We start from the raw sequence: 19,879 nt of genomic DNA, 5'->3' as shown, positions 1-19,879 counted from the left end.
AAGTAACCGGTATGACACTAGGGAAACATAGAGAAGATCGATCCCTGCTTATTATCGAAGAATGGCTGTTTCTTTTAAATGAAGGCGATAGCTTTTTACAACGACATCTCCCTTTTGAATATCCTTGTCAAACGCGCGTTCGAATCCCAAACGTTCATAAAGCTTCACCGCAGATTCCATCATATCGGATGTATGCAAATGAAGCGTGGTTGCGCCTAATTCAAGCGCGCGTCTTGCGCTTTCTTTAATTAGCTCCGTTGCTATGCCCTTTCCTCTTGCTTGGGGAGAAACGGCCAATAAACGAATTATGGGCGTTTGAATGTTCAGTTCGGGGAGTCCGTAGGCAACCTCAGAAGAGTGATACAAGAGAGAGCTGCCAACAATCTCGCCATCGACTTCGGCAACAATACGAGCGGTTGGAGCGTCGCCATCCACAGAAGCCAGAATGTTCTCCTTGTAAAGTTCCCATCCTTCTGGTGATAGCACAGATTGGTATTGACCATAGGCCTCCGCGAGCAGCTGTCTAATAACTCCACGATCCTCTGCTCTCGCTTCGCGAATTTGAATGACACTTGCACTCATATCATCACATCTCCAATTTATTTTTTTCACTTAATAGGAATTTAACTGCTTTAAGGCATGCTTGGCTAATATGGCAAAATAATTCGCACTGATCGGCAGAGCGCGCTCATCCAAATCGAACGCCGGATGGTGCCACTCTTGCGTACCGGATGTTCCCATAAACACGAAGACACCGGGTATTTTCTTCAGATAGAAAGCGAAATCCTCCCCCGCTGATGAAGGTGTTGGAGTTATAACCTGCAGACCTGCATGGCCTGCTGCTTGAACGGCTACTTCCGCTAACTCCGCATCGTTCAGAACGGACGGAGGTCCCTTGATCCAACGAACCGAAGCCTTAGTGCCATATGCAGCAGCGACTCCTTGAACGACCTGATCGAAGCGATTCAGCACAACCGATCTAACATTTTCATCAAATGTACGCACCGTACCGTCCAATATCGCTTTATCTGGAATCACATTCCATGCCGTTCCGCTATGCATCTTTGTCACACTAATCACCGCACTGTGTAGTGAGCTAATATTTCTGCTTACAATCGATTGTAGTGCCGTAACGATATGCGCCCCCGTTACAATGGGATCAATCCCCGCTTCTGGAACAGCAGCATGTGTGCCGACTCCCTCAATTTCAACTACAAATCCATCGGCAGCAGCCATTAATGGCCCCGATTTAATTCCAATCGTTCCCACTGGAAGATCGGGCTTATTATGCATGCCGAAGATTGCACGTACCCCTTCCAATGCACCGCTGCTGATTACTTTCTCAGCTCCTCCTGCCTTTTCCTCAGCTGGTTGGAAAATGAAGCGAACTGTGCCGTCCAGTTCATTTTCCTGCTGCTTTAGCAGGAATGCAGCCCCCAGAATGGCAGCAGTATGGAAATCGTGGCCGCAAGCATGCATTTTGCCTGGAATGACTGAAGCATAGGCAAATCCGGTCTCTTCTTGGATCGGTAAAGCATCAATGTCGGCCCGAATAGCAATAATGGGTCCTCCTTGTTTACCTCCAATTTCCGCGACGAGACCTGTTTTGAGAGGATAATTGGCAATTCGGATATCCGCTTCCTGCAGCCAAGTGCGAATCGAGGCTGTGGTTTCGAATTCTTCATAGGATAATTCCGGATACTGGTGCAGTTGACGCCGGATCGCAATCAGCTTTTGTCCGAATTCAGGTGACAACCCTGTTGAAGATAGATGACTCATATTATTTCCTCCTTTGACGCACCATTTCTTAGGCTATATCGGTTTTGCGGCACTGGCAAATTCAAATGATCACGAAGCGTGTCACCTTCGTATTTGGTCCGGAATAATCCTTTCTCCTGCAAAAGAGGGACGACCAGATTTGTTTATCCAAGACAAGTATAGAGTTGCGGTAGTTCCTGCATTCTAATTAGCTAAACGTAGAAAAATGCGTCCTTCAAGCCGGTTAAACGGTTTAGAGGACGCTCTTTTCTTGTTAAGACACCGTAAAAACACCTTGTTGCAACGACGGCAGTTTGTTGCTGCCCCATACTTTACTGGGAATCTCGCGTCGAAGCACCGGCACAACTTCGGTGGCAAATCGCTCAACCTGCTCGCGTTGCTCCGCTTCAGTCAATCCGTCCACGCTGATGCTAACCACTTGGTGCCCATAGGCCGCATGATAGTTCATGATCTTCTCAATAACGTTCTCAGGGCTGCCTATCAGGACAGGCCCGTTCTTAATATTGTCCTCGAGGTCTTTGAAAGGTGTGTTGTTGATCCGCGATGCAGTCGTAGCGTGAAAGGCATCGTAGTAGGGGCGATAGCGTTTGATCGCCTCCTCTGTGGTGTTTGCCAGATACAAACTACCAAAACCCGAGCCAACGATTGCGTTTTGGGAATCATGGCCATAATAGGCCAAACGCTCGCGATAGTGATCGATTAACGCTTTGTATTTGGCCTGTGGGTGAAACGTGTTGGAGGAAAAAATCGGTTCGCCATATTTCGCTGCTAACTCGGTGGACAGCGTACTTGATGCGCTGCCATGCCACACCGGGATTGGCTTTTGAAAGGGTCTTGGCTGTGTAGTGACATCGTCCAGTGGTGTACGGTAGCGCCCCTGCCAGGTAACATTCTCTTCATTCCACAAGCGCTTCAGGAGTGCATATCGCTCAGCAAGGGATTCCCATTGCTCCTCCTCGGTAATCCCAAAAAGCGGGTAGTGGCGTGGGTCGTTGCCTTTGCCGATGATCAACTCTATCCGCCCGCCCGAGAGATGATCAAGTGTAGCGTAGTCCTCAGCAACGCGTACAGGGTCGAGCACGCTTAGAACCGTCACCGTAGTCAGCAAGCGAATCCGTGAGGTTCTGGCAGCGATCGCTGTGAGCACTATTGGCGGGGAAGAGGACAGGAATGGTGCCCCATGCCGCTCACCCACACCGTAAGCATCTAAACCAAGTTCTTCGGCAAGGACGGCCTGTTTCAGCACGTTCTCAAATTTCTGTTGGGTAGTCAACGTTTCCCCGCTTACAGCGTTGGGGATATTCATCAATAGGCTAAATAAAGCAAATTTCATCTTATGTAATCCCCCATCAATATGGTTTGCCGGGAACGAGAGTCAAATCCTTCAGATAGGCAAGCACAAGATCCCAATTTCCGCTAAAGATCGGAATTCGATGATAGCCAACTCGTTCATAGAGCGCAGCCGCTTCCGGTTGTTTGGGGCCAGTCTGCAATTTAATGTTGCTGTAGCCAAACTCGATCGCCAGGCGATCAATCTCGGCAAGAATCGCTTGCGCCACTCCCTTACGTCGATAATCGGAGCGTGTATACATCCGTTTGACTTCTACCGTGGTGTCATCCAATGGTCGCAAAGCGCCGCATCCAACAGGATGACCTTCGATACGGGCGACCACAAATGCGGCACGCGGCACTTCGATGTCAGATGGATTGAAGCCTGCGCTTCCATCAGAGTCGTAGATCACTCCCAGCTCTGTGCTCAGTTCCCTGATCAATTGCTCTGAGTCTCTACTTCGAACATCCTCAGGAGCAGCAGTAATCTTCGAAATCATAGTTTCATCCCTCCCTTGCCCAATTATACACATTGGTTTTATCGGTAATTCTTATTTGATAAATTTATCATCTCTATGAAAGAGCGTCTAATTAGTCTTTTCTATTCTAAAATTCAATATTTCTATCTAAATACCCCATGACCTCGGTATGCTCCGAATTGCCTCACACTTCGCAGGATCCTTCATTTGGGTCGAATATCAGAATAGCCGATCAATCTCAAAATAAAATACGTATGCGCACCTCGCTGATTGACTGGCAATAAGGAACAATAGTTTGGAGTAAAAAAGATTCCCACTAAAAAAGGGGCTGTCCCAAAAGGGTAAACCCAAATGAGTCAATCCCATAATATGTGCGAAAGAACCTTCAAACTCACTATAAAAGTGGGAATGAAGGTTCTTTTGTTGCCCAATATTGCGTACAAAGTGGGGGGTGGAATTTCCTGAAATGACTTTTGGGACAGCCCCTTTTAAAGTCCAGGTATAATAAATTCTAAATACGGTCCAGTCAAGATTATCACTCCGTCCTTGTCATGAAGATCATCTCGTCAAAAAGTGAATCTGCTCAATGGATAAGGAAACCTTACATCACAGGAATTTCGAAATTTTCCAATCTGGAAGCAGCGGAATCCAATTTGGTAAACAACTCTTTAAACAGGTGACGGAAACCAAATTTCAAGGCTTCGTCAAACCCGATTACCAAAAATAACTTTTCGGTAGAAAAAGGAGCTGCGCTGCAGCTCCTTTAACCATATACCCGTTCATTTCAGATCCGGAAAAAGCCGGGCTACCGATTTGAGAAGCTCCGGATGCACATTTGCTTCGGTACGAATCTGTTTCAAGGCTTCTTCCGCTTGCTGAACAGTCGGCTCAATGCCTAGTTGCAGCAATACAGCTATCGCGACACTTCCCGTCCGGCTTCGTCCTGCTGCACAATGGAGAGCAACCTTTTTCCCATCACGGTAATGGCGAATCACTTCATCGGCTGCTTTCCCAATCTGACCCTCTTGTCCCTCTTGTTGGTCAACAAGCGGAATGTGAATAAGCTCCACCGATTCTGGTGAGCTCACTGCCTCTTGTGCTTCTGCGCGCAAATCGATCACCACTTCAACCTGCTCGTCTTCGATCATTTGCTTCACATCTTTGGCTCCTCCGATAAAGATGCGTTCCTCATGTAAAGATTGATAGTCTTTTCCCATAATAACATCACATCTCCCTTAAAATTCGGACGATTCGCTATCCTTAATCATGACGAGGTCCATAATCAGCTTATGATCGGTTCGGATTTTACTGCTCTTTTAATTGTTTAAAAAGTTTTAGCATATTTTGGTTGATTGCATCAAACATATTCCATAATTGGTATTCAAAATGACGCGTTAGATGTTGTTCCATCTGAGATAGAGCTTGCAGGATGTCTTGCTGCCACTGTATATCCCCGATTTCTCGTTTGTTCATATCCTCTCCAACTATATACCTAGTATTATACTCGGAATTATATGAATTACAATAACATAATTCATAATTGTTTAAAAAAATCGGGCAATCAAAATGATTCATTTGATCGCCCTTGCTTACTTAACTTTTACTTCCTCAATCTCTTCGATATCCAATTTCCTAATGATTGCACGATCTGGACTATAAGAACAAGCAAAAGCACGGAGGTGTACATCACATCCGGTTCCCAACGCTGATATCCGAACCTTATTGCAACGTCCCCTAATCCCCCGGCTCCCATAACTCCGGCCATTGCCGATGCACCAATTAACCCAATCGTGGCAATCGCTAGTCCGAGAATCAAAGCTGGCCGGGCCTCTCTTAAGATAACGCGAAATATAATCTGCTGTTTAGAAGCGCCCATAGCCTGATAAGCCTCTATGATACCAGGATCGACCTCTAATAATGCTGTTTCCATCAAGCGTGAAATATAAGGCGCGGTGTAAAAAACAAGAGGGACGATAGCTCCTTTCACACCAATGGTCGTACCGACAAGCCATTTCGTTAAGGGGATAATGGCAACCATAATAATAATAAATGGTATGGAACGAATGATATTAATGACAGCATTCAGTATATGATAAACACCTGAATTTGCATAAAGATTACCTGGTCTTAGTACCACCAGCAGCACGCCTAGCAATAGTCCAATTACGCTTGAAATCACTAACGAATATCCGACCATGACAGCCGTTTCGTTGATAGACTTCAGATAAAGGTCTGCATCTTCTATTAATTTATTTAACATCTTCGATCACCTCAATCCTTAAGCCCTGCTCCTTCAGAAAACGTATACCGTTCTCAATAACAACCGGATCTCCCGTTATATGCAATACCAATGTACCGAAAATTATTTCTTTAATTTGAGTGATATTCCCGTAAATAATACTGGGACGCAAAGTAAATTTTGCTGTTAAGTCTGCCAGAACAGGCTCCGTCACAGAATCGCCGATAAATGAAGCCCGTATTAAGGTGCCTGCTCTCCCCGGATTTCGCAATTGAGTCCAAAGCATTTCCGGAATTTCCGTATCAAAAACACTTTTGATAAACTTGCGTGTTGTATCGGTTTGCGGTGCATAAAACAGATCGATAACCGAACCCAGCTCGACAATGCTACCATTTTCCATGACGGCAACCCGATCGCAGATTTTTTTGATGACATGCATTTCATGCGTGATAAGGACAATCGTAATCTCGTATTTACGGTTAATATCCAGAAGCAAGTCCAGGATAGAGTCTGTGGTTTGGGGATCCAACGCTGAAGTAGCCTCATCGCAAAGTAAAATCTCCGGATCGTTCGCCAAGGCTCTGGCAATCGCAACACGCTGCTTTTGTCCTCCTGAAAGCTGACGCGGATAAGACTTTTCTTTATCCTGAAGACCAACCACTTCAAGCAGTTCTCTTACTTTGGCTTCTATTTTCTTTTTTGGAACCTTTGCCAACTCCAGCGGTGCGGCTACGTTCTGATAAACGGTCCCTGATGAGAGCAGGTTAAAATGCTGGAAGATCATCCCTATCTTTCTTCGCATCATCCTCATGTCCTTCTCATTTAATTGCGACATCTCAACACCATGGATCCTGATGCTGCCTGAAGTTGGCTTTTCCAAATAATTGATGCAGCGCAAAAGCGAGCTTTTGCCTGCCCCGCTGTAGCCGATCACACCGAATATTTCACCTTTACGGATTTGAAGGTTTGCCTGTCTAACCGCTTCTACCCGTACTCCCTTTTGTTCAAATGTTTTACTAACGTTTATCAAGTCAATCAAGATGTACCTCTCCTCTTATGCAATCATTAAGGCAAAAGGCCCCTTTCGTTTGGAAAGAGACCTCTGTTTTTTCCATCAAGCGCATTACTTACCAAGACGGCACTATGTAGCTGCCGTATTTATCTAAAACAAGTTTCTTAACCTCTTCGGAATGGTAGGCTTTAATTAATCTTTGGAATACCGGTTTATCTTTATCGGCCGTTCGCACAGCTATAAGATTTACCCAAGGCGAATCTTTCGGTTCAATAAAGATTGCATCTTTAGTAGGTACAAAACCGTTATCCACTGCATAGTTCGTATTAATTACCGCAGCTGTAAGATCCGGCAGAGCTTTCGGAATGAAAGGAGCTTCCAATTCCTTGAATTTAAGCTTCTTCGGATTGTCTACGATATCGCGAACGGTGGCTTTAACACCAACACCTTCCTTCAGCTTGATCAATCCCGCACGTTCAAACAGAATCAAGGCTCTTGCCCCGTTAGACGGGTCATTCGGCAATCCAAGCTCATCACCTTCTTTGATCTCCGAAACGTTTTTAATTTTCTTGGAATACAAGCCTATCGGAAAATTTAACGTATTAGCCAGCTTAACGATGTCCAGCTTGTTATCCGCCTTGAATTGATTGAGATAAGGCTCATGCTGGAAGGCATTAGCATCCAATTGGCCATCTGCCAACACTTTGTTCGGTTGAATGTAATCGTTGAACGTAACAATTTCAATTTCCAAATTGTCCTTCGCCGCTACCTCTTTAACCTTCTTCCAAATTTCTTCCTCCACGCCTGCGGAAATGCCGACTTTCAACTTCGCTTTCTCGCTTGCCGGACTGGCTGCTGGCGAAGGAGCGGATGAAGGACTAGCGGCTGCTGTCGGCGCTGCGCTTACTGATGTTGCAGTTTTCGTTTCTACTGTTTTTCCACATCCGGTTACCACCAATATTACAATCATGGTAAAAATGGATATTAAATGCGATCTTTTCATACCTTTCCCACTCCCTTTATTCTCTATTAATAATCATCTAAAAGAATTCCTTGTCGAAACCTGACTTCTCAAGCCTTCACCATTGATCTTTTGGTTCACATACCAGAATTCAGAATGAATATCAGGTTCAAATCCTTCTCATCGAATCCCCAGGTTCCAGAACTGGCACCGCAACCATGATGGTTTCCGGATACTTAATGCCACTGCCCGTGTTCAAAGCGATAACAGTCTCGCCCTCCTGGATCCAACCGTTTGCTCTGAGCTTACGTGCCGCAGAGAAGGTCGCCGCTCCCTCAGGACAAACAAACGCGCCTTCCAGGCGGGCGATGTTCTTTTGCTCCTCGAGCAACTCGGTATCCTCTATCGCAATGGCGCAGCCACCCGTCTTGTATATAGCTTCAAGAACAAGAAAATCCCCGAGTGCTTTCGGCACATTTATCCCAAAGGCAACGGTTGTGGAGTCAGCCCAGAACTGCGAGTCCGGCATCCCTCTCTCCCATGCCTTTACAATCGGAGCACAACCTGCCGCCTGAACAGCAACCAAACGCGGGAGCTTATCTTCGATCCATCCCAGTTCTACGAGCTCCCGAAAAGCTTTATAAATGCCAATGAGACCCACACCTCCACCTGTCGGGTACAAGATGACGTCGGGAAGCTTCCAATCCAACTGTTCTGCGATCTCAAGACCCATTGTTTTCTTCCCTTCGATGCGATAAGGCTCTTTCAGGGTCGAGGCATCGAATAAATCATAGTCATTCACCGCTTGAGCAACGATCTTTCCCGCATCGCTGATTAACCCGTTCACCAAATTCAGGTTCGCTCCTGAGACTGCGCATTCATTTCTGGTAATTACAGGTGCGCCGACCGGCATAACAATCGAAGAACGTAGTCCAGCTCTAGCAGCGTACAAAGCCCAAGCTGCACCGGCATTTCCATTGGTGGGCATAGCCAGCTCCTGTACGCCAAGCTCTTTCGCCTTCGAAACACCGACGGCAGCTCCGCGAGCCTTGAAGCTGCCTGTAGGGATTATCCCTTCATCCTTCATCCAAAGACTGCCGATTCCCATGTCTAAGCCCAGACGGTTCATCGGTAGTAGCGGCGTCATCCCTTCTCCCAGCGTTACGACGTTTTCCGGTGATGTGACGGGCAGCAGTTCATGGTAACGCCATAAATTCGAAGGTCTGCCTGACAAATCCTTGGATGTCAGTTGATTTCTCAAGCTTTCCAAGTCGTAGTCCGCCAATAATGGAGAGCCGCACACACATAATTGATGAACTTCATCCGGACGATAAATCTTTTGACATTTAGGGCAATGCAGATGGGTTAAGTAGCTGAATGGCATTCAATATCACATTCTCTTTTCTTTGTAAAATATTAAAATCTGTTTTTGACCCCGAAAAATCTACGGAAGACAATTTTTCATTTTTTCTCCGATTTCAATTCCTGCAAAGCTTTTTCAATATAGCTGTTATCCACTACTTTGGACGCTTCGACTTTCCCTTTTAATCCTCCGACTGACTGAAGCAGCTCCGCTGTATTCTGCTGGGTTTTTATAACTTCCGGAGTGATCGGAACATTTGCAGGCTCGGAGTTCTCCAATACCCGGCGAATCGTTTCTTTATCCTGTTTTTTCAATTTGGCGTATAATTCAATGGCTTCATCGACATGTTCTAGTTGCCACTTCGTTGCTTTTTCCGTGACTTTCAGATACAACACGACAAGTTCCGGATGTTCCTCAGCAAAATTGGTGCGAACGATTTGAAACCCTGGACTGTATGACTTGACCGCATTTCCGTTAGCAAGAACTCTGGCGCCATTTTTCAACACTTGAACGGATTGAAAAGGTTCCCAAATGGCCCATGCATCCACCTTCCCGGTTTCAAATGCTGGCTGAGCCTCATCAGGCTGTAATTGAATGATTTTCACATCATCAGGTTTAAGTCCGCCAAATTCCAATGCTTTATACAGCAAACCATAAGAGCTGCTTGCCTTGGCTACAGCGATTTGTTTACCTTTCAAGTCCTGGATCGTTTTAATTGGGCTGTCTTTCGGGACAAGTATGGAATCTCCCTTTTCACCAAAACTGGCTGTTGCTATCTCCTTGAATTTTATATCTGCTGCTTGCCCTGCTAATACAGGTATATTCCCTACGCGTCCAAAATCCAGCCTGTCTGATGCAATAGCTTCAAAATAAGCAGGCCCGCTTTGAAACTCTACCCAGTTAACTTGTGCGCCAACTTTTTTAAACTCTTCCTCAAACCAGCCCTTTTCTTTAGCAGCAAGAATTGGCCAAATACTTTGCTGAATACCGATGTTTACAACCAGTTGATTTTTGGCTTCATTGTTCTTGGCGACTTCTTTCGGCGCTGCGCTTTCCAAATTTTTCGTCGTTGGTTTACCAGCTCCACAGCCAGCAAGAATTCCCAATCCTATCGTAAGTACTGTCGTAAGTACGAGCCCTCTGAAATTTCTCATTCTGTAGCCCTCCTGAGTTGTTTAGTAACAATAAAGCTGATCTTATTTTACAACCAACTCCGGTTGAACACCGTTCGTGATCGCATCGATATCTCTCAATTCATCTGGACTAAGCTTCTCACCGATCGCAGACAATGTTTCTGTAATGTGATGAGACTTGGAAGCCCCCAAAATCGCGGATGTAATACCTTCTCTGCTGAGCACCCAATTCAGCGCAAGCTGAGCAAGTGTCCAGCCTCTGCGTTCCGCAATAGGCTTTAACTGCTCTACGATGCGGAAATTCCGCTCCTTTTCGAGCAATGTGTGAAGCCGCTGTTCGCCGGCTGCTCCGCGCGATCCGGCAGGCGGCTGCGCTCCGAAGCTATACTTGCCGGTCAGCAATCCGCGTCCAAGCGGACTATACACGATAACGCCTACGCCTTCGGAAACGGCAAAAGGCAGCAATTCCTGTTCGATACCGCGAGCGATCAGGCTGTATTCCGGCTGTACGCTTTCGAAGCGCTCAAGCCGCAACTGTCCTGAAATACCGTGCGCCTTAGCAATTTGCCATGCGGCATAATTCGAGCACCCGATATAGCGCACTTTCCCTTGACGAACAAGGTCTTCTAACGCACGTAGCGTTTCTTCAAGTGGCGTCTGTTCATCAAATCGATGCACTTGATACAAATCAATATAGTCTGTTTGCAACCTTTTCAAACTATTTTCCACCGCGCGATAAATGTGATACCTGCTTTGGCCCGCATCATTAGGACCGAGACCCACTCGGCCATGAACTTTGGTCGCCAGCACGATCCGGTGCCTGCGCTCACCTAGCAGATGACCGAGAATCGTCTCCGACTCACCGGTTTCAAGCGGGTTGCCTTTATCCATACCCGAACCGTAAACATCAGCCGTGTCAATCAGCGTAATGCCCGCTTCAAGCGCAGCATCAAGCACATCAGCTGACTCTTTTTGGTCGATCCAGCGACCGAATGCCATCGTTCCAAGGCTCACTTCGGAGACATTTAGTCCTGTCCTGCCTAATTTTCTTTGTCCAATTGTCATTGTTATCTCTCCTTATCCATTAAAGCTATCGCGCCATTTCAACAGTTTTTTCTCCAAAATGCGAACCAAAGAATCCGAGCCTTTTCCAACGAATGCAAAAATCATGATACCCACAAATACGACGGCCGTCTGAGAAAACTGTCTGGCATCCATAATTAAATACCCTACACCTTCGCTGGATCCCATTATCTCTGCGACGACTAATCCCAGCCAGGCTACGCCGATCGATAAGCGCAACCCGAGCAATATATTGGGCAGTGCCGCAGGAAGCACCAGTTTGGTGATTTGCTTGAACTTGCTAAACTCCAGAACCCTTGCCACCTCAAACAGCTTGGAATCGACATTGCGGATCCCCAGAAACGTCTGCACATAAAGCGGGAAAAAAGCACCTTTGGCAATAAGCAAAACTTTGGAGAATTCGCCAAAACCGAACCATAAGATGAAAAGCGGAGTGATGGCCAAATGGGGAATGGTTCGAAGCATTTGTACGGTTGGATCAACCGAATGCTCAAACCTACGGAATAAACCAACGAGTAATCCGAAAATAAGCCCCAGACTTCCTCCGAGCAAAAATCCGACTGCGGCGCGCCAAATGCTGATTTTCAAATGTTTGAACAGTTCACCGCTGATCAGCAAATCGTAAAATGCCAGCCATATTTCAATTGGAGTCGGCAGCAGCGTCTTCGAGATCATGCCTGTAGAACCAAAAATCTGCCAAATGATCAAAACGGTAACCGGAAGGACAGCCCCTCTCGCGATAAGCTGCCATTTGGTTTCTGTTTTATTCGTTTTCAAATTTCTTTCAACTTGCGGAGACGCAGGAACTTCTTTTGATGTTTGCTGGACGAGACTGTTACCGGTTCCCGCTGCTAGCTCTGCTTGATTCATATCCGGATCCCTCTCTTTCGTGAAATGATTTAAATGCCGGAGCTGTCGATCAGCTCCAATTCCTCGATTCGTTCAAACTCGCTCAGCACCAATTTCCGAAGCTCTTGAAAAGAACTGGACGCTTTCTTCCTCGGGTAAGGGAGGTCGACAGGAATAATTGTTCGAATCGTCCCAGGTCTTGCATTCATTACAACGACGCGTGTAGCAAGGAAAACAGCTTCATCGATATCATGTGTGACAAGCACCATAGTCGTTCGATTAGCCTCCCAAATGTTCAGGGTAACCTCCTGAAGATGAGAGCGGGTAAAAGCATCCAGTGCGCCGAAGGGCTCATCCAATAACAATACCTTGGGATTACGGAGTAGCGCCCTGGCGATCGCCACGCGTTGCAACATTCCTCCTGACAGTTCACGAGGGTACGCCTTCTCAAATCCTTTCAGCTTAACCAATTCAATGAGTTCATCCACCCTTTTGCGGACTGCAGCGTCATTCAAAGATAAATCTGCTGCGATGTTTGCTTCGACCGTTAACCATGGAAACAAGCGATGTTCCTGGAAAATAAACCCTTTATCAATACCAGGCTTGGTGACTTGCTTTTGTTCCAACAGAACTTGACCTCCGTGATCCGTGTCCAATCCGGCAATAATTTTAAGCAGTGTGCTTTTCCCACAACCGCTCGGTCCGATAATGGTAATAAATTCTCCTTGTTTTACAGTCAACTTGATGTTGTTGAGCGCTTCTAATCTTGTGCCTTGAGGCGTATGAAACCATTTGTGCGGTAAATCGATATCTAACGAAATTACACTCATAGAAGTTTCCTCCTTAAATTTGGCGTAAATGGCTCATCTGGCTAACACATTTCTCCTTCAGGGATTAAGGAAATAAAAAAAGACCCCCCTGCTCCATTCAAAATGAACGAGACGGAGTCTCCAGTGGTCTGGTAGACTTTGATTTCATTTTAATACTTTAATTCATATCGTTTTACTTGGATTTAAAGCGATCATATCACCAGTCGTTCAAGTTGGTCAACAACAATTTCCAAAAACTTGTTATATTACAATTCTTATATTTCCTACTTGTATAATCGGATTAAACCTGCTAACATGACTTTTAACAGCCCATTAAGCCTATTGGTCCACCAAAGGCTCCCTTGCTGCCAGCGTTATTAACTGGTATGCAGGCGGAGTCTTTTTTATTTATTCAACTTGTAAAAAAGGGAGGGAACGGGATGACAAAACAAACTCGTCAAATGCATTTGAATCTTTTTCTTTCCAGTATGGGGCATCACGAAGCCGCCTGGCGACATCCAAGCTCTAATCTGAAAGGAGTCCATGATTTCAATCATTATCAGGAGCTCGCGCGTAAAGCCGAAGCTGCCAAGCTGGACTCGCTTTTTCTCGCTGACCGCTACGCAACTTCACCAACGGCGGTCCAATACGGCGCTCTTGGCGGTTTTGAGCCGCTCACACTATTGTCGGCTTTAGCCGTCGTGACGAAACGAATCGGTTTAATTGCCACCGTTTCCACGAGTTTCAATGAACCCTACAATGTCGCTCGCCGGTTCGCATCATTGGACCACCTTAGCCAAGGCCGGGCCGGATGGAATATCATCACCTCGGGTACGGATAGCGAAGCGCAAAATTTTAATCTCGAGCACATTGCCGGTCACCAAGAACGATATGAACGAGCCACAGAATTTGTGGAAGTCACGGCAAAGCTTTGGGATAGCTGGGAGGAGGAGGCCCTGATCCGGGACAAGAAAGCCGGTATTTATGCGGACAGAAATAAAGTGCATGAACTGCATCATAAGGGAAAATTCTTCTCGGTTCGAGGGCCATTGAATACAGCGCGTTCACCGCAAGGCCGCCCGATTCTCGTGCAAGCAGGCTCCTCGGAGGACGGCAAGGATTTTGCCTCTCAATGGGCTGAGGCCATCTTTACCGCACAGCAAACATTAGAAGATGCGCAGACATTCTATGCTGATGTCAAAGCCCGTGTGCTTCAGCACGGAAGAGAAACGGAGCATGTGAAAATTTTGCCCGGTATCTGCCCGATTATCGGCAAAACCGAAGCCGAGGCGAAAGAGAAAGAAGCCGAACTGCACGAACTGACGAATCCGGCATACAGTCTGCTCCAACTCTCGAATCGGATCGGCATTGACCTTACCGCTCATCCTCTGAACGCACCGCTGCCGGAACTTCCCGACTCCAGCAAAATCCCCGGCCATCAAAGCCGCACGAAGCTGATCCAAGAACTGGCCGGCAGAGAGAAGCTGACGATCAGGCAGCTGCTGCTGAGACTGGCGGGAGGACGCGGTCATAAGACGATCGCCGGTACGCCGAAGCAAATTGCGGATGAGCTGGAGGCATGGTTTGTCAGCTATGCGGCTGATGGCTTCAATATTATGCCGCAGCTGATGAACGGCGGACTGGATGATTTCCTGGAACAAGTCGTCCCCGAACTGCAGCGGAGAGGCCTGTTCCGCACTTCTTATACAGGCACCACCCTTCGTGATCATTATGGCCTGCCTTTACCTGCCAATTCATTCGCCAAGGCGAGAGTATACCATTGAACCAATCAACCTAGTTGTAAATGGAGGCTATTACATGAGTAACAATCCTCAGCGTCAACTGCATCTCGGTGCATTTTTATTTCAGGTCGGACATCATGTAGCCGCATGGCGTTACCCCGATACGGATGCACACGGCATTCTAAATCACGACTTTTATGAGAACTTTGCGAAAACGGCAGAACGAGGCAAGTTCGACATGATCTTTCTCGCCGATACATTAGCGGTTATCGACCGGTACCAAACCAGTATCAAACATACCGTCACAGTGAGGCCTGAACCGCTCACCTTGCTTGCTTATTTATCCGGTGTGACGGAACGAATCGGGCTTGCTGCCACAGTATCAACAACCTACCACGAGCCCTACAATCTGGCACGGGAATTTTCTACGCTCGACCATTTAAGCGGAGGACGCGCTGCGTGGAATGTGGTGACTTCGGGACGAGATGAAGAAGCCCATAATTTCAGCAAATCGAAGCACCCGGATCATGATCAGCGATATGAGCGGGCGCGCGAGTTCGTCGATGTCGTCACTGCGCTGTGGGACAGCTGGGAAGACGACGCCATTATCTCCGATCGCGACGCCGGCTTGTTTGGCAATCCGCAAAAGGTTCATGAGCTCCATCATCGGGGTCCTGAATTCTCTGTACGTGGTCCCTTAAACCTGCCCCGCTCTCCACAAGGAAGACCGGTTATTATTCAGGCGGGAGCATCGGATACCGGACAGCATCTCGCCGCCCAAACGGCGGAGGTCGTCTTTACGGCTTGGCAGACACTCGAAGAAGCGCAGCGTTTCTATGCCAGCGTCAAATCACTTGCCGTTCAGTACGGCCGATCTCCGGATGAAGTGAAAATTATGCCTGGGATCTTCCCTATCATAGGCGCGACGGAAGAGGAAGCCAGAGAAAAAGAAGCGCTGCTTCAGCAGCAAGTGTTACCTGCAGTCGGATTATCGATGCTGTCCGCATCGCTGGGTGTCGACCTGACCGGCTACCCGCTTGACGGACCGCTGCCCGAGCTGCCCGAGCTGGAGCAGATTAACGGAGGCAAAAGCCGCTTCCAGCTCGTAGCGGACATGGCCCGGAGGGAAAACTTGACCATCCGGCAGCTCATGTACCGGGTGACGGGGGCGCGCGGGCATCGAACCATATCTGGTACTCCGGTGCAAATCGCCGATCAATTGGAGGAATGGTTCACACAGGGAGCCTGCGACGGTTTCAATATTATGCCGCCCTATTTGCCTGGAGGCCTTGAGGAATTCGTAGAGAAGATCATTCCCGAGCTTCAAGAACGCGGGCTTTTTCGTACCGAATACACCGGTACTACGCTGCGTGAGCATCTGGGTTTAGTTCGTCCCCCAAGCCGTTTCGAAAGCAATGCCGCTTCCGGGCAATAACACATAACAAGGAATTGGAGGAATCATTCATGGGGAATAAACAGAGACAACTTCATCTGGGGGCATTCATTTTCGGAGTCGGTCATCATGTCGCTGCATGGAGATACCCGCACACCGATACCGCAGGTTTGTTGAAGTTTGACTTTTACCGCAAATTTGCGCAAACGGCCGAGCGCGGTAAGTTCGACATGATTTTTATCGAAGACATTCCTGCCTTGCCGGAGCATTTGGACACAGCGGTTAAACACACCGTGCCGGTCCGGGCTGAGCCGCTCATGCTTTTGTCTGCACTCGCTTCCGTCACCAAGCATATCGGCCTTGCCGGCACCGTATCTACCACTTACAGCGAGCCCTTTCATGTCGCGAGGAAATTTGCTTCACTTGATCATTTAAGCAGAGGAAGAGCGGCATGGAACGCGGTAACCACCAGTATGGAAGTGACCGCGCATAACTTTGGCCGCGACCAGCATTTGGATCATTCGCTTCGTTATGAACGCGCGAAAGAATTCGTCGATGTGGTCACTGCACTGTGGGACAGCTGGGAAGATGAAGCTCTAATCATTGACAAAGCTTCCGGCATTTTCGCCAACCCGGACAAAGTGCACAGCATCGATCATCACGGAACGCATTTTTCCGTCCGCGGTCCTCTGAATGTGCATCGCTCCCCGCAAGGACGCCCCGTTATCGTGCAGGCCGGGTCCTCGACAACCGGTCAGGCTTTTGCTGCACAGACAGCGGAAGTTGTATTCACGGCTTGGCAAACGTTGGATGAGGCACTAAGCTTCTATTCCAGTTTAAAAAGCCAACTCCCCTTATATGGCCGTACAGAGAGTGAGTTGAAGATTTTGCCGGGGATACTCCCTATTATCGGAGCTACGGAAGAAGAAGCCAAGGAGAAGGAGGCCGCTCTGCAAGAGCTCGTTCACCCAGCGGTTGGTCTCTCGATGGTATCCGGGATTCTGCGGCATGATCTTTCCACTTATCATCTGGACGGAACGCTCCCCGATCTGCCGGACTCCACGGGTATTAACGGGGCAAAAAGCCGATATCAGCTTATTCTCGATATGGCGAGGAGGGAGCAGCTATCCATTCGGCAATTAATCGCCCGAGTAACCGGCGCACGCGGGCACCGTACGATTGCCGGGACACCTGAACAGATCGCCGATCAACTCGAAGCATGGTTTTTGCAAGGGGCCTGCGATGGATTCAACATTATGCCACCTTATTTACCAGGAGGTTTGGAAGAATTCGTCGATCTGGTCGTTCCTGAACTCCAGCGACGCGGATTGTATCGTACCAAATATACGGGCCGGACGCTGCGCGAACATCTTGACTTAGCTAAACCGATCAATCGTTTTCAGCAAACCGCAGTCTCCCCTTAAAATAACCAATTAAAAATGACAAAAGGGGGTTTTTCATCATGAAAAAGCAAACATGGTTTTTCAAAAGCTTATCCGTCTTAACCATTCTCTTTTTGGGGCTGGTACTAACAGCATGCGGGAAAACAACGAACACATCCGCCGGTTCGAATACGCCTGCTCCTTCACTTGCAGCATCTTCCACAGCCGCCTCTTCACCCAGCAGTAAAACTGCAGCGGATGCCAAGCCCAAAGAAAAAGTAACCATCAATATCGGGGTACAGGGCAAAACCGGCATTTTCGTCTATGCCCGGGAAAACGGATTTTTCGAAAAAGCCTTTGCAGCTGTTGGAGCCGAAGTAAAATGGAACGAATTTGCCAGTGGCCCTCCCCATTTTGAAGGACTGGCTTCAGGAAGACTCGATTTCGGAAGCGTCGGAGGAACGCCAGTCATTTCCGGCCAAGTCGGCGGCGTAGATTTCAAAGCCATTGGCGTCACGGGAGACGGCAAAAAAGGCAATATGATCATCATTCCGAAAAATAGTCCGATCAAAGAACTAAAGGATTTGAAGGGCAAGAAAATCGCAGTAGCCAAAGGCAGCAGCGCTTATAATTTCTTATATATGGCTATCGATAAGGTCGGTTTGAAAGGCGACGACATTAAAGTGATTCAGCTTCAACCCGATGAAGCCAGACCTGCTCTAGATAGCGGCGCGATTGATGCTTGGTCGATTTGGGATCCATATGCGACCACTGCCGTCTTTCAAACCGGCGCTAAAATATTGGTATCCGGTCAAGATTTGAATATCAATGCTCCCGGCTTCTTGATTGCAAGAACCAAGTTTACCCAGGAACACCCCGATCTCACAGTGCTCTTCCTGAAAACTTACGAGCAAGCCCGCAAATATTACTTAGATCATCAAGACGAAGTTGCAGACGAATTTGTCAAAACGCAAAAGCTTGACAAAGAGATCATCGTCACTGTTTTGAAAAACTCAACACCTTTGCTATCACCGATCACTGCCGAATACGCCAAGGCCCATCAAGAGCAGGCTGACTTCCTTTATTCAGTAGGGGCGATAAACAAAAAACTTGATACTTCGCATGTATTGGAAAGTAAGTTTGTTGAGCAAGCGCTCAAAGAGCTGGTCACGCAGAAATGAGAATCGGCTCCGCATTTAGAAGCAGAGAGTTTCAATGTAAGAAAGAAACGTCAGGGAAGATCTGAGGCCACTGAAGAACTCTCTGTTTTTCAGAATTTCTAAATTCTCTAAACAAAAAGACGACTCATTTCCATTTTTAAATGGAAGGAGTTGTCTTTTGCTAGATTTTAATCAGTCAATTTCAATATTCGCTTCAAATTTACTGTGAATATTGCCAGTGCTCCTTGTATCTCCATGCAGATTAGACCCGAGGATGCCGCTACATCCAAGCCCAGAATCCTTAAGTACATTTATTGCATGACCATCCAGATCATAGATACCTTTATCTACAACATCTAAACACCCGATGATGTTCATCAACGTTGATTTGCCGGAACCTGACGGCCCCATAATAGCTACGAACTCTCCCTGATCAATATCTAACGAGACGTCATCTAACGCTTTAATCGTTTCCTCGCCCATCTTATAGTATTTACTGGCTTTCTCGATATGGATTAACGACATAACCTTCACCTCCATTACTTGCACAAGGACCAAATAAATGAAGTATCTGATTCATAACCCTTACCGTTTCGCCTTATAAAACTCATGATAGAGCTTCATGAGCGCCCTTTTCTCAATCCGCGACACATAGGAGCGGCTAATTCCTAGCTCCTTCGCAATCTCCCGCTGCGTCCGCTCTTCCCCGCCAAGCTCCAACCCGAACCGCCCGACAACAACTTCCTTCTCGCGATCATCCAAAATCTCTAAGTTCCGATAGATTTTGCTCTTCTCTATCTTGAGCTGCACCTTATCCACGACATCATCGGCCTCCGTGCCGAGAATATCGATCAACGTGATTTCATTCCCCTCTTTGTCCGTTCCGATGGGATCATGCAAGGATACATCCTTGCGCGTTTTCTTCAACGAGCGAAGATGCATCAAGATCTCGTTCTCGATACAGCGAGCCGCGAAAGTCGCGAGCTTGGTCCCTTTGTTCGGCGAGAACGACTCAATCGCCTTAATCAATCCGATCGTCCCGATCGAGATTAAATCCTCTAAATCTTCCCCCGTGTTGTCGAATTTTTTGACGTTGTGGACACGAAGCAACGTAAAAATAGATTCTCTGGATTTGAGATCAATGCCTTATTCTGGGTAACCGCATT

General features: G+C 47.3%; 19 protein-coding genes and 1 pseudogene. 4 read left to right on the top strand and 16 right to left on the bottom strand.

Annotated elements, in window-relative coordinates:
- Positions 1-51: 51 nt before the first annotated feature.
- From QFZ78_RS32350 to QFZ78_RS32285, 14 genes are all read right to left on the bottom strand, one after another.
- Positions 52-582 (bottom strand): GNAT family N-acetyltransferase, encoded by a 531-nt coding sequence (locus QFZ78_RS32350; protein ID WP_307553437.1) that lies wholly within the window; start codon positions 580-582, stop codon positions 52-54.
- A gap of 30 nt (positions 583-612) precedes the next feature.
- Positions 613-1,779, bottom strand: coding sequence for a M20 peptidase aminoacylase family protein (locus tag QFZ78_RS32345; protein ID WP_307553436.1), 1,167 nt, complete (start codon positions 1,777-1,779; stop codon positions 613-615).
- Positions 1,780-2,032: 253 nt separating this feature from the next.
- Positions 2,033-3,112, bottom strand: a complete 1,080-nt coding sequence (locus QFZ78_RS32340) for an LLM class flavin-dependent oxidoreductase (RefSeq protein ID WP_307553435.1) — start codon at positions 3,110-3,112, stop codon at positions 2,033-2,035.
- Positions 3,113-3,128: 16 nt separating this feature from the next.
- Complete coding sequence (locus QFZ78_RS32335) at positions 3,129-3,608, bottom strand: GNAT family N-acetyltransferase (RefSeq protein ID WP_307553434.1); 480 nt, start codon at positions 3,606-3,608, stop codon at positions 3,129-3,131.
- Positions 3,609-4,366: 758 nt separating this feature from the next.
- Positions 4,367-4,804, bottom strand: coding sequence for a protein-tyrosine phosphatase family protein (locus QFZ78_RS32330; RefSeq protein ID WP_307553433.1), 438 nt, complete (start codon positions 4,802-4,804; stop codon positions 4,367-4,369).
- A gap of 88 nt (positions 4,805-4,892) precedes the next feature.
- Positions 4,893-5,060, bottom strand: coding sequence for a hypothetical protein (locus QFZ78_RS32325; RefSeq protein WP_307553432.1), 168 nt, complete (start codon positions 5,058-5,060; stop codon positions 4,893-4,895).
- Positions 5,061-5,187: 127 nt separating this feature from the next.
- The gene (locus tag QFZ78_RS32320) at positions 5,188-5,847 is read right to left on the bottom strand and encodes a methionine ABC transporter permease (RefSeq protein ID WP_307445889.1); all 660 of its coding nucleotides are present in this window, start codon (positions 5,845-5,847) and stop codon (positions 5,188-5,190) included.
- Positions 5,837-6,865, bottom strand: a complete 1,029-nt coding sequence (locus tag QFZ78_RS32315) for a methionine ABC transporter ATP-binding protein (RefSeq protein ID WP_307553431.1) — start codon at positions 6,863-6,865, stop codon at positions 5,837-5,839. The genes QFZ78_RS32320 and QFZ78_RS32315 overlap by 11 nt, the downstream gene beginning before the upstream one ends.
- Positions 6,866-6,953: 88 nt before the next feature.
- Positions 6,954-7,841, bottom strand: a complete 888-nt coding sequence (locus QFZ78_RS32310) for a MetQ/NlpA family ABC transporter substrate-binding protein (RefSeq protein ID WP_307553430.1) — start codon at positions 7,839-7,841, stop codon at positions 6,954-6,956.
- A gap of 127 nt (positions 7,842-7,968) precedes the next feature.
- Entirely contained in the window at positions 7,969-9,183 is a 1,215-nt protein-coding gene (locus QFZ78_RS32305; protein ID WP_307553429.1) for a threonine synthase, read from the bottom strand.
- Between the two features lie 77 nt (positions 9,184-9,260).
- Positions 9,261-10,316 carry an aliphatic sulfonate ABC transporter substrate-binding protein gene (locus QFZ78_RS32300; RefSeq protein WP_307553428.1) on the bottom strand — a complete coding sequence of 352 codons (1,056 nt, stop codon included), beginning with the start codon at positions 10,314-10,316 and terminating at the stop codon, positions 9,261-9,263.
- A 42-nt stretch (positions 10,317-10,358) separates the two neighbouring features.
- Positions 10,359-11,360 (bottom strand): aldo/keto reductase, encoded by a 1,002-nt coding sequence (locus tag QFZ78_RS32295; RefSeq protein ID WP_307553427.1) that lies wholly within the window; start codon positions 11,358-11,360, stop codon positions 10,359-10,361.
- 12 nt (positions 11,361-11,372) lie between these two features.
- Positions 11,373-12,248: an ABC transporter permease gene (locus QFZ78_RS32290; RefSeq protein WP_307553426.1), complete on the bottom strand. Its 876-nt coding sequence runs from the start codon at positions 12,246-12,248 to the stop codon at positions 11,373-11,375.
- Positions 12,249-12,277: 29 nt separating this feature from the next.
- Positions 12,278-13,057 (bottom strand): ABC transporter ATP-binding protein, encoded by a 780-nt coding sequence (locus QFZ78_RS32285; protein ID WP_307553425.1) that lies wholly within the window; start codon positions 13,055-13,057, stop codon positions 12,278-12,280.
- A 419-nt stretch (positions 13,058-13,476) separates the two neighbouring features.
- On the opposite strand from QFZ78_RS32285, the gene QFZ78_RS32280 reads away from it, so the two are divergent.
- The 4 genes from QFZ78_RS32280 to QFZ78_RS32265 are packed head-to-tail and all read left to right on the top strand — an operon-like array spanning position 13,477 to position 18,734.
- Complete coding sequence (locus QFZ78_RS32280; protein ID WP_307555989.1) at positions 13,477-14,820, top strand: LLM class flavin-dependent oxidoreductase; 1,344 nt, start codon at positions 13,477-13,479, stop codon at positions 14,818-14,820.
- Positions 14,821-14,854: 34 nt separating this feature from the next.
- On the top strand, positions 14,855-16,213 hold the full coding sequence (locus QFZ78_RS32275; RefSeq protein ID WP_307553424.1) for an LLM class flavin-dependent oxidoreductase: 1,359 nt from the start codon (positions 14,855-14,857) through the stop codon (positions 16,211-16,213).
- Between the two features lie 29 nt (positions 16,214-16,242).
- The gene (locus tag QFZ78_RS32270) at positions 16,243-17,595 is read left to right on the top strand and encodes an LLM class flavin-dependent oxidoreductase (protein WP_307553423.1); all 1,353 of its coding nucleotides are present in this window, start codon (positions 16,243-16,245) and stop codon (positions 17,593-17,595) included.
- 38 nt (positions 17,596-17,633) lie between these two features.
- Positions 17,634-18,734, top strand: a complete 1,101-nt coding sequence (locus QFZ78_RS32265) for an aliphatic sulfonate ABC transporter substrate-binding protein (protein WP_307553422.1) — start codon at positions 17,634-17,636, stop codon at positions 18,732-18,734.
- Between the two features lie 300 nt (positions 18,735-19,034).
- Here the strand turns inward: QFZ78_RS32265 and QFZ78_RS32260 are convergent.
- Positions 19,035-19,196 (bottom strand): annotated as a pseudogene (locus tag QFZ78_RS32260) (ATP-binding cassette domain-containing protein); the annotation flags it as partial.
- 102 nt (positions 19,197-19,298) lie between these two features.
- Positions 19,299-19,856: an RNA polymerase sporulation sigma factor SigK gene (sigK, locus tag QFZ78_RS32255; RefSeq protein WP_307555987.1), complete on the bottom strand. Its 558-nt coding sequence runs from the start codon at positions 19,854-19,856 to the stop codon at positions 19,299-19,301.
- Positions 19,857-19,879: the final 23 nt, after the last annotated feature.

Origin of the sequence: Paenibacillus sp. V4I5 (assembly GCF_030817255.1) — a bacterium.
Taxonomy (GTDB): domain Bacteria; phylum Bacillota; class Bacilli; order Paenibacillales; family NBRC-103111; genus Paenibacillus_E.
Note: the sequence above shows the minus strand (reverse complement) of the source record. Positions and strands in the feature narration are given on the sequence as shown.

What these genes read in the sequence shown, in the direction of transcription:
- QFZ78_RS32350 (WP_307553437.1), bottom strand. Translation starts at nt 582, where the DNA reads ATGAGTGCAAGTGTCATTCAAATTCGCGAAGCGAGAGCAGAGGATCGT.
- QFZ78_RS32345 (WP_307553436.1), bottom strand. Translation starts at nt 1,779, where the DNA reads ATGAGTCATCTATCTTCAACAGGGTTGTCACCTGAATTCGGACAAAAG.
- QFZ78_RS32340 (WP_307553435.1), bottom strand. Translation starts at nt 3,112, where the DNA reads ATGAAATTTGCTTTATTTAGCCTATTGATGAATATCCCCAACGCTGTA.
- QFZ78_RS32335 (WP_307553434.1), bottom strand. Translation starts at nt 3,608, where the DNA reads ATGATTTCGAAGATTACTGCTGCTCCTGAGGATGTTCGAAGTAGAGAC.
- QFZ78_RS32330 (WP_307553433.1), bottom strand. Translation starts at nt 4,804, where the DNA reads ATGGGAAAAGACTATCAATCTTTACATGAGGAACGCATCTTTATCGGA.
- QFZ78_RS32325 (WP_307553432.1), bottom strand. Translation starts at nt 5,060, where the DNA reads ATGAACAAACGAGAAATCGGGGATATACAGTGGCAGCAAGACATCCTG.
- QFZ78_RS32320 (WP_307445889.1), bottom strand. Translation starts at nt 5,847, where the DNA reads ATGTTAAATAAATTAATAGAAGATGCAGACCTTTATCTGAAGTCTATC.
- QFZ78_RS32310 (WP_307553430.1), bottom strand. Translation starts at nt 7,841, where the DNA reads ATGAAAAGATCGCATTTAATATCCATTTTTACCATGATTGTAATATTG.
- QFZ78_RS32305 (WP_307553429.1), bottom strand. Translation starts at nt 9,183, where the DNA reads ATGCCATTCAGCTACTTAACCCATCTGCATTGCCCTAAATGTCAAAAG.
- QFZ78_RS32300 (WP_307553428.1), bottom strand. Translation starts at nt 10,316, where the DNA reads ATGAGAAATTTCAGAGGGCTCGTACTTACGACAGTACTTACGATAGGA.
- QFZ78_RS32295 (WP_307553427.1), bottom strand. Translation starts at nt 11,360, where the DNA reads ATGACAATTGGACAAAGAAAATTAGGCAGGACAGGACTAAATGTCTCC.
- QFZ78_RS32290 (WP_307553426.1), bottom strand. Translation starts at nt 12,248, where the DNA reads ATGAATCAAGCAGAGCTAGCAGCGGGAACCGGTAACAGTCTCGTCCAG.
- QFZ78_RS32285 (WP_307553425.1), bottom strand. Translation starts at nt 13,057, where the DNA reads ATGAGTGTAATTTCGTTAGATATCGATTTACCGCACAAATGGTTTCAT.
- QFZ78_RS32280 (WP_307555989.1), top strand. Translation starts at nt 13,477, where the DNA reads ATGACAAAACAAACTCGTCAAATGCATTTGAATCTTTTTCTTTCCAGT.
- QFZ78_RS32275 (WP_307553424.1), top strand. Translation starts at nt 14,855, where the DNA reads ATGAGTAACAATCCTCAGCGTCAACTGCATCTCGGTGCATTTTTATTT.
- QFZ78_RS32270 (WP_307553423.1), top strand. Translation starts at nt 16,243, where the DNA reads ATGGGGAATAAACAGAGACAACTTCATCTGGGGGCATTCATTTTCGGA.
- QFZ78_RS32265 (WP_307553422.1), top strand. Translation starts at nt 17,634, where the DNA reads ATGAAAAAGCAAACATGGTTTTTCAAAAGCTTATCCGTCTTAACCATT.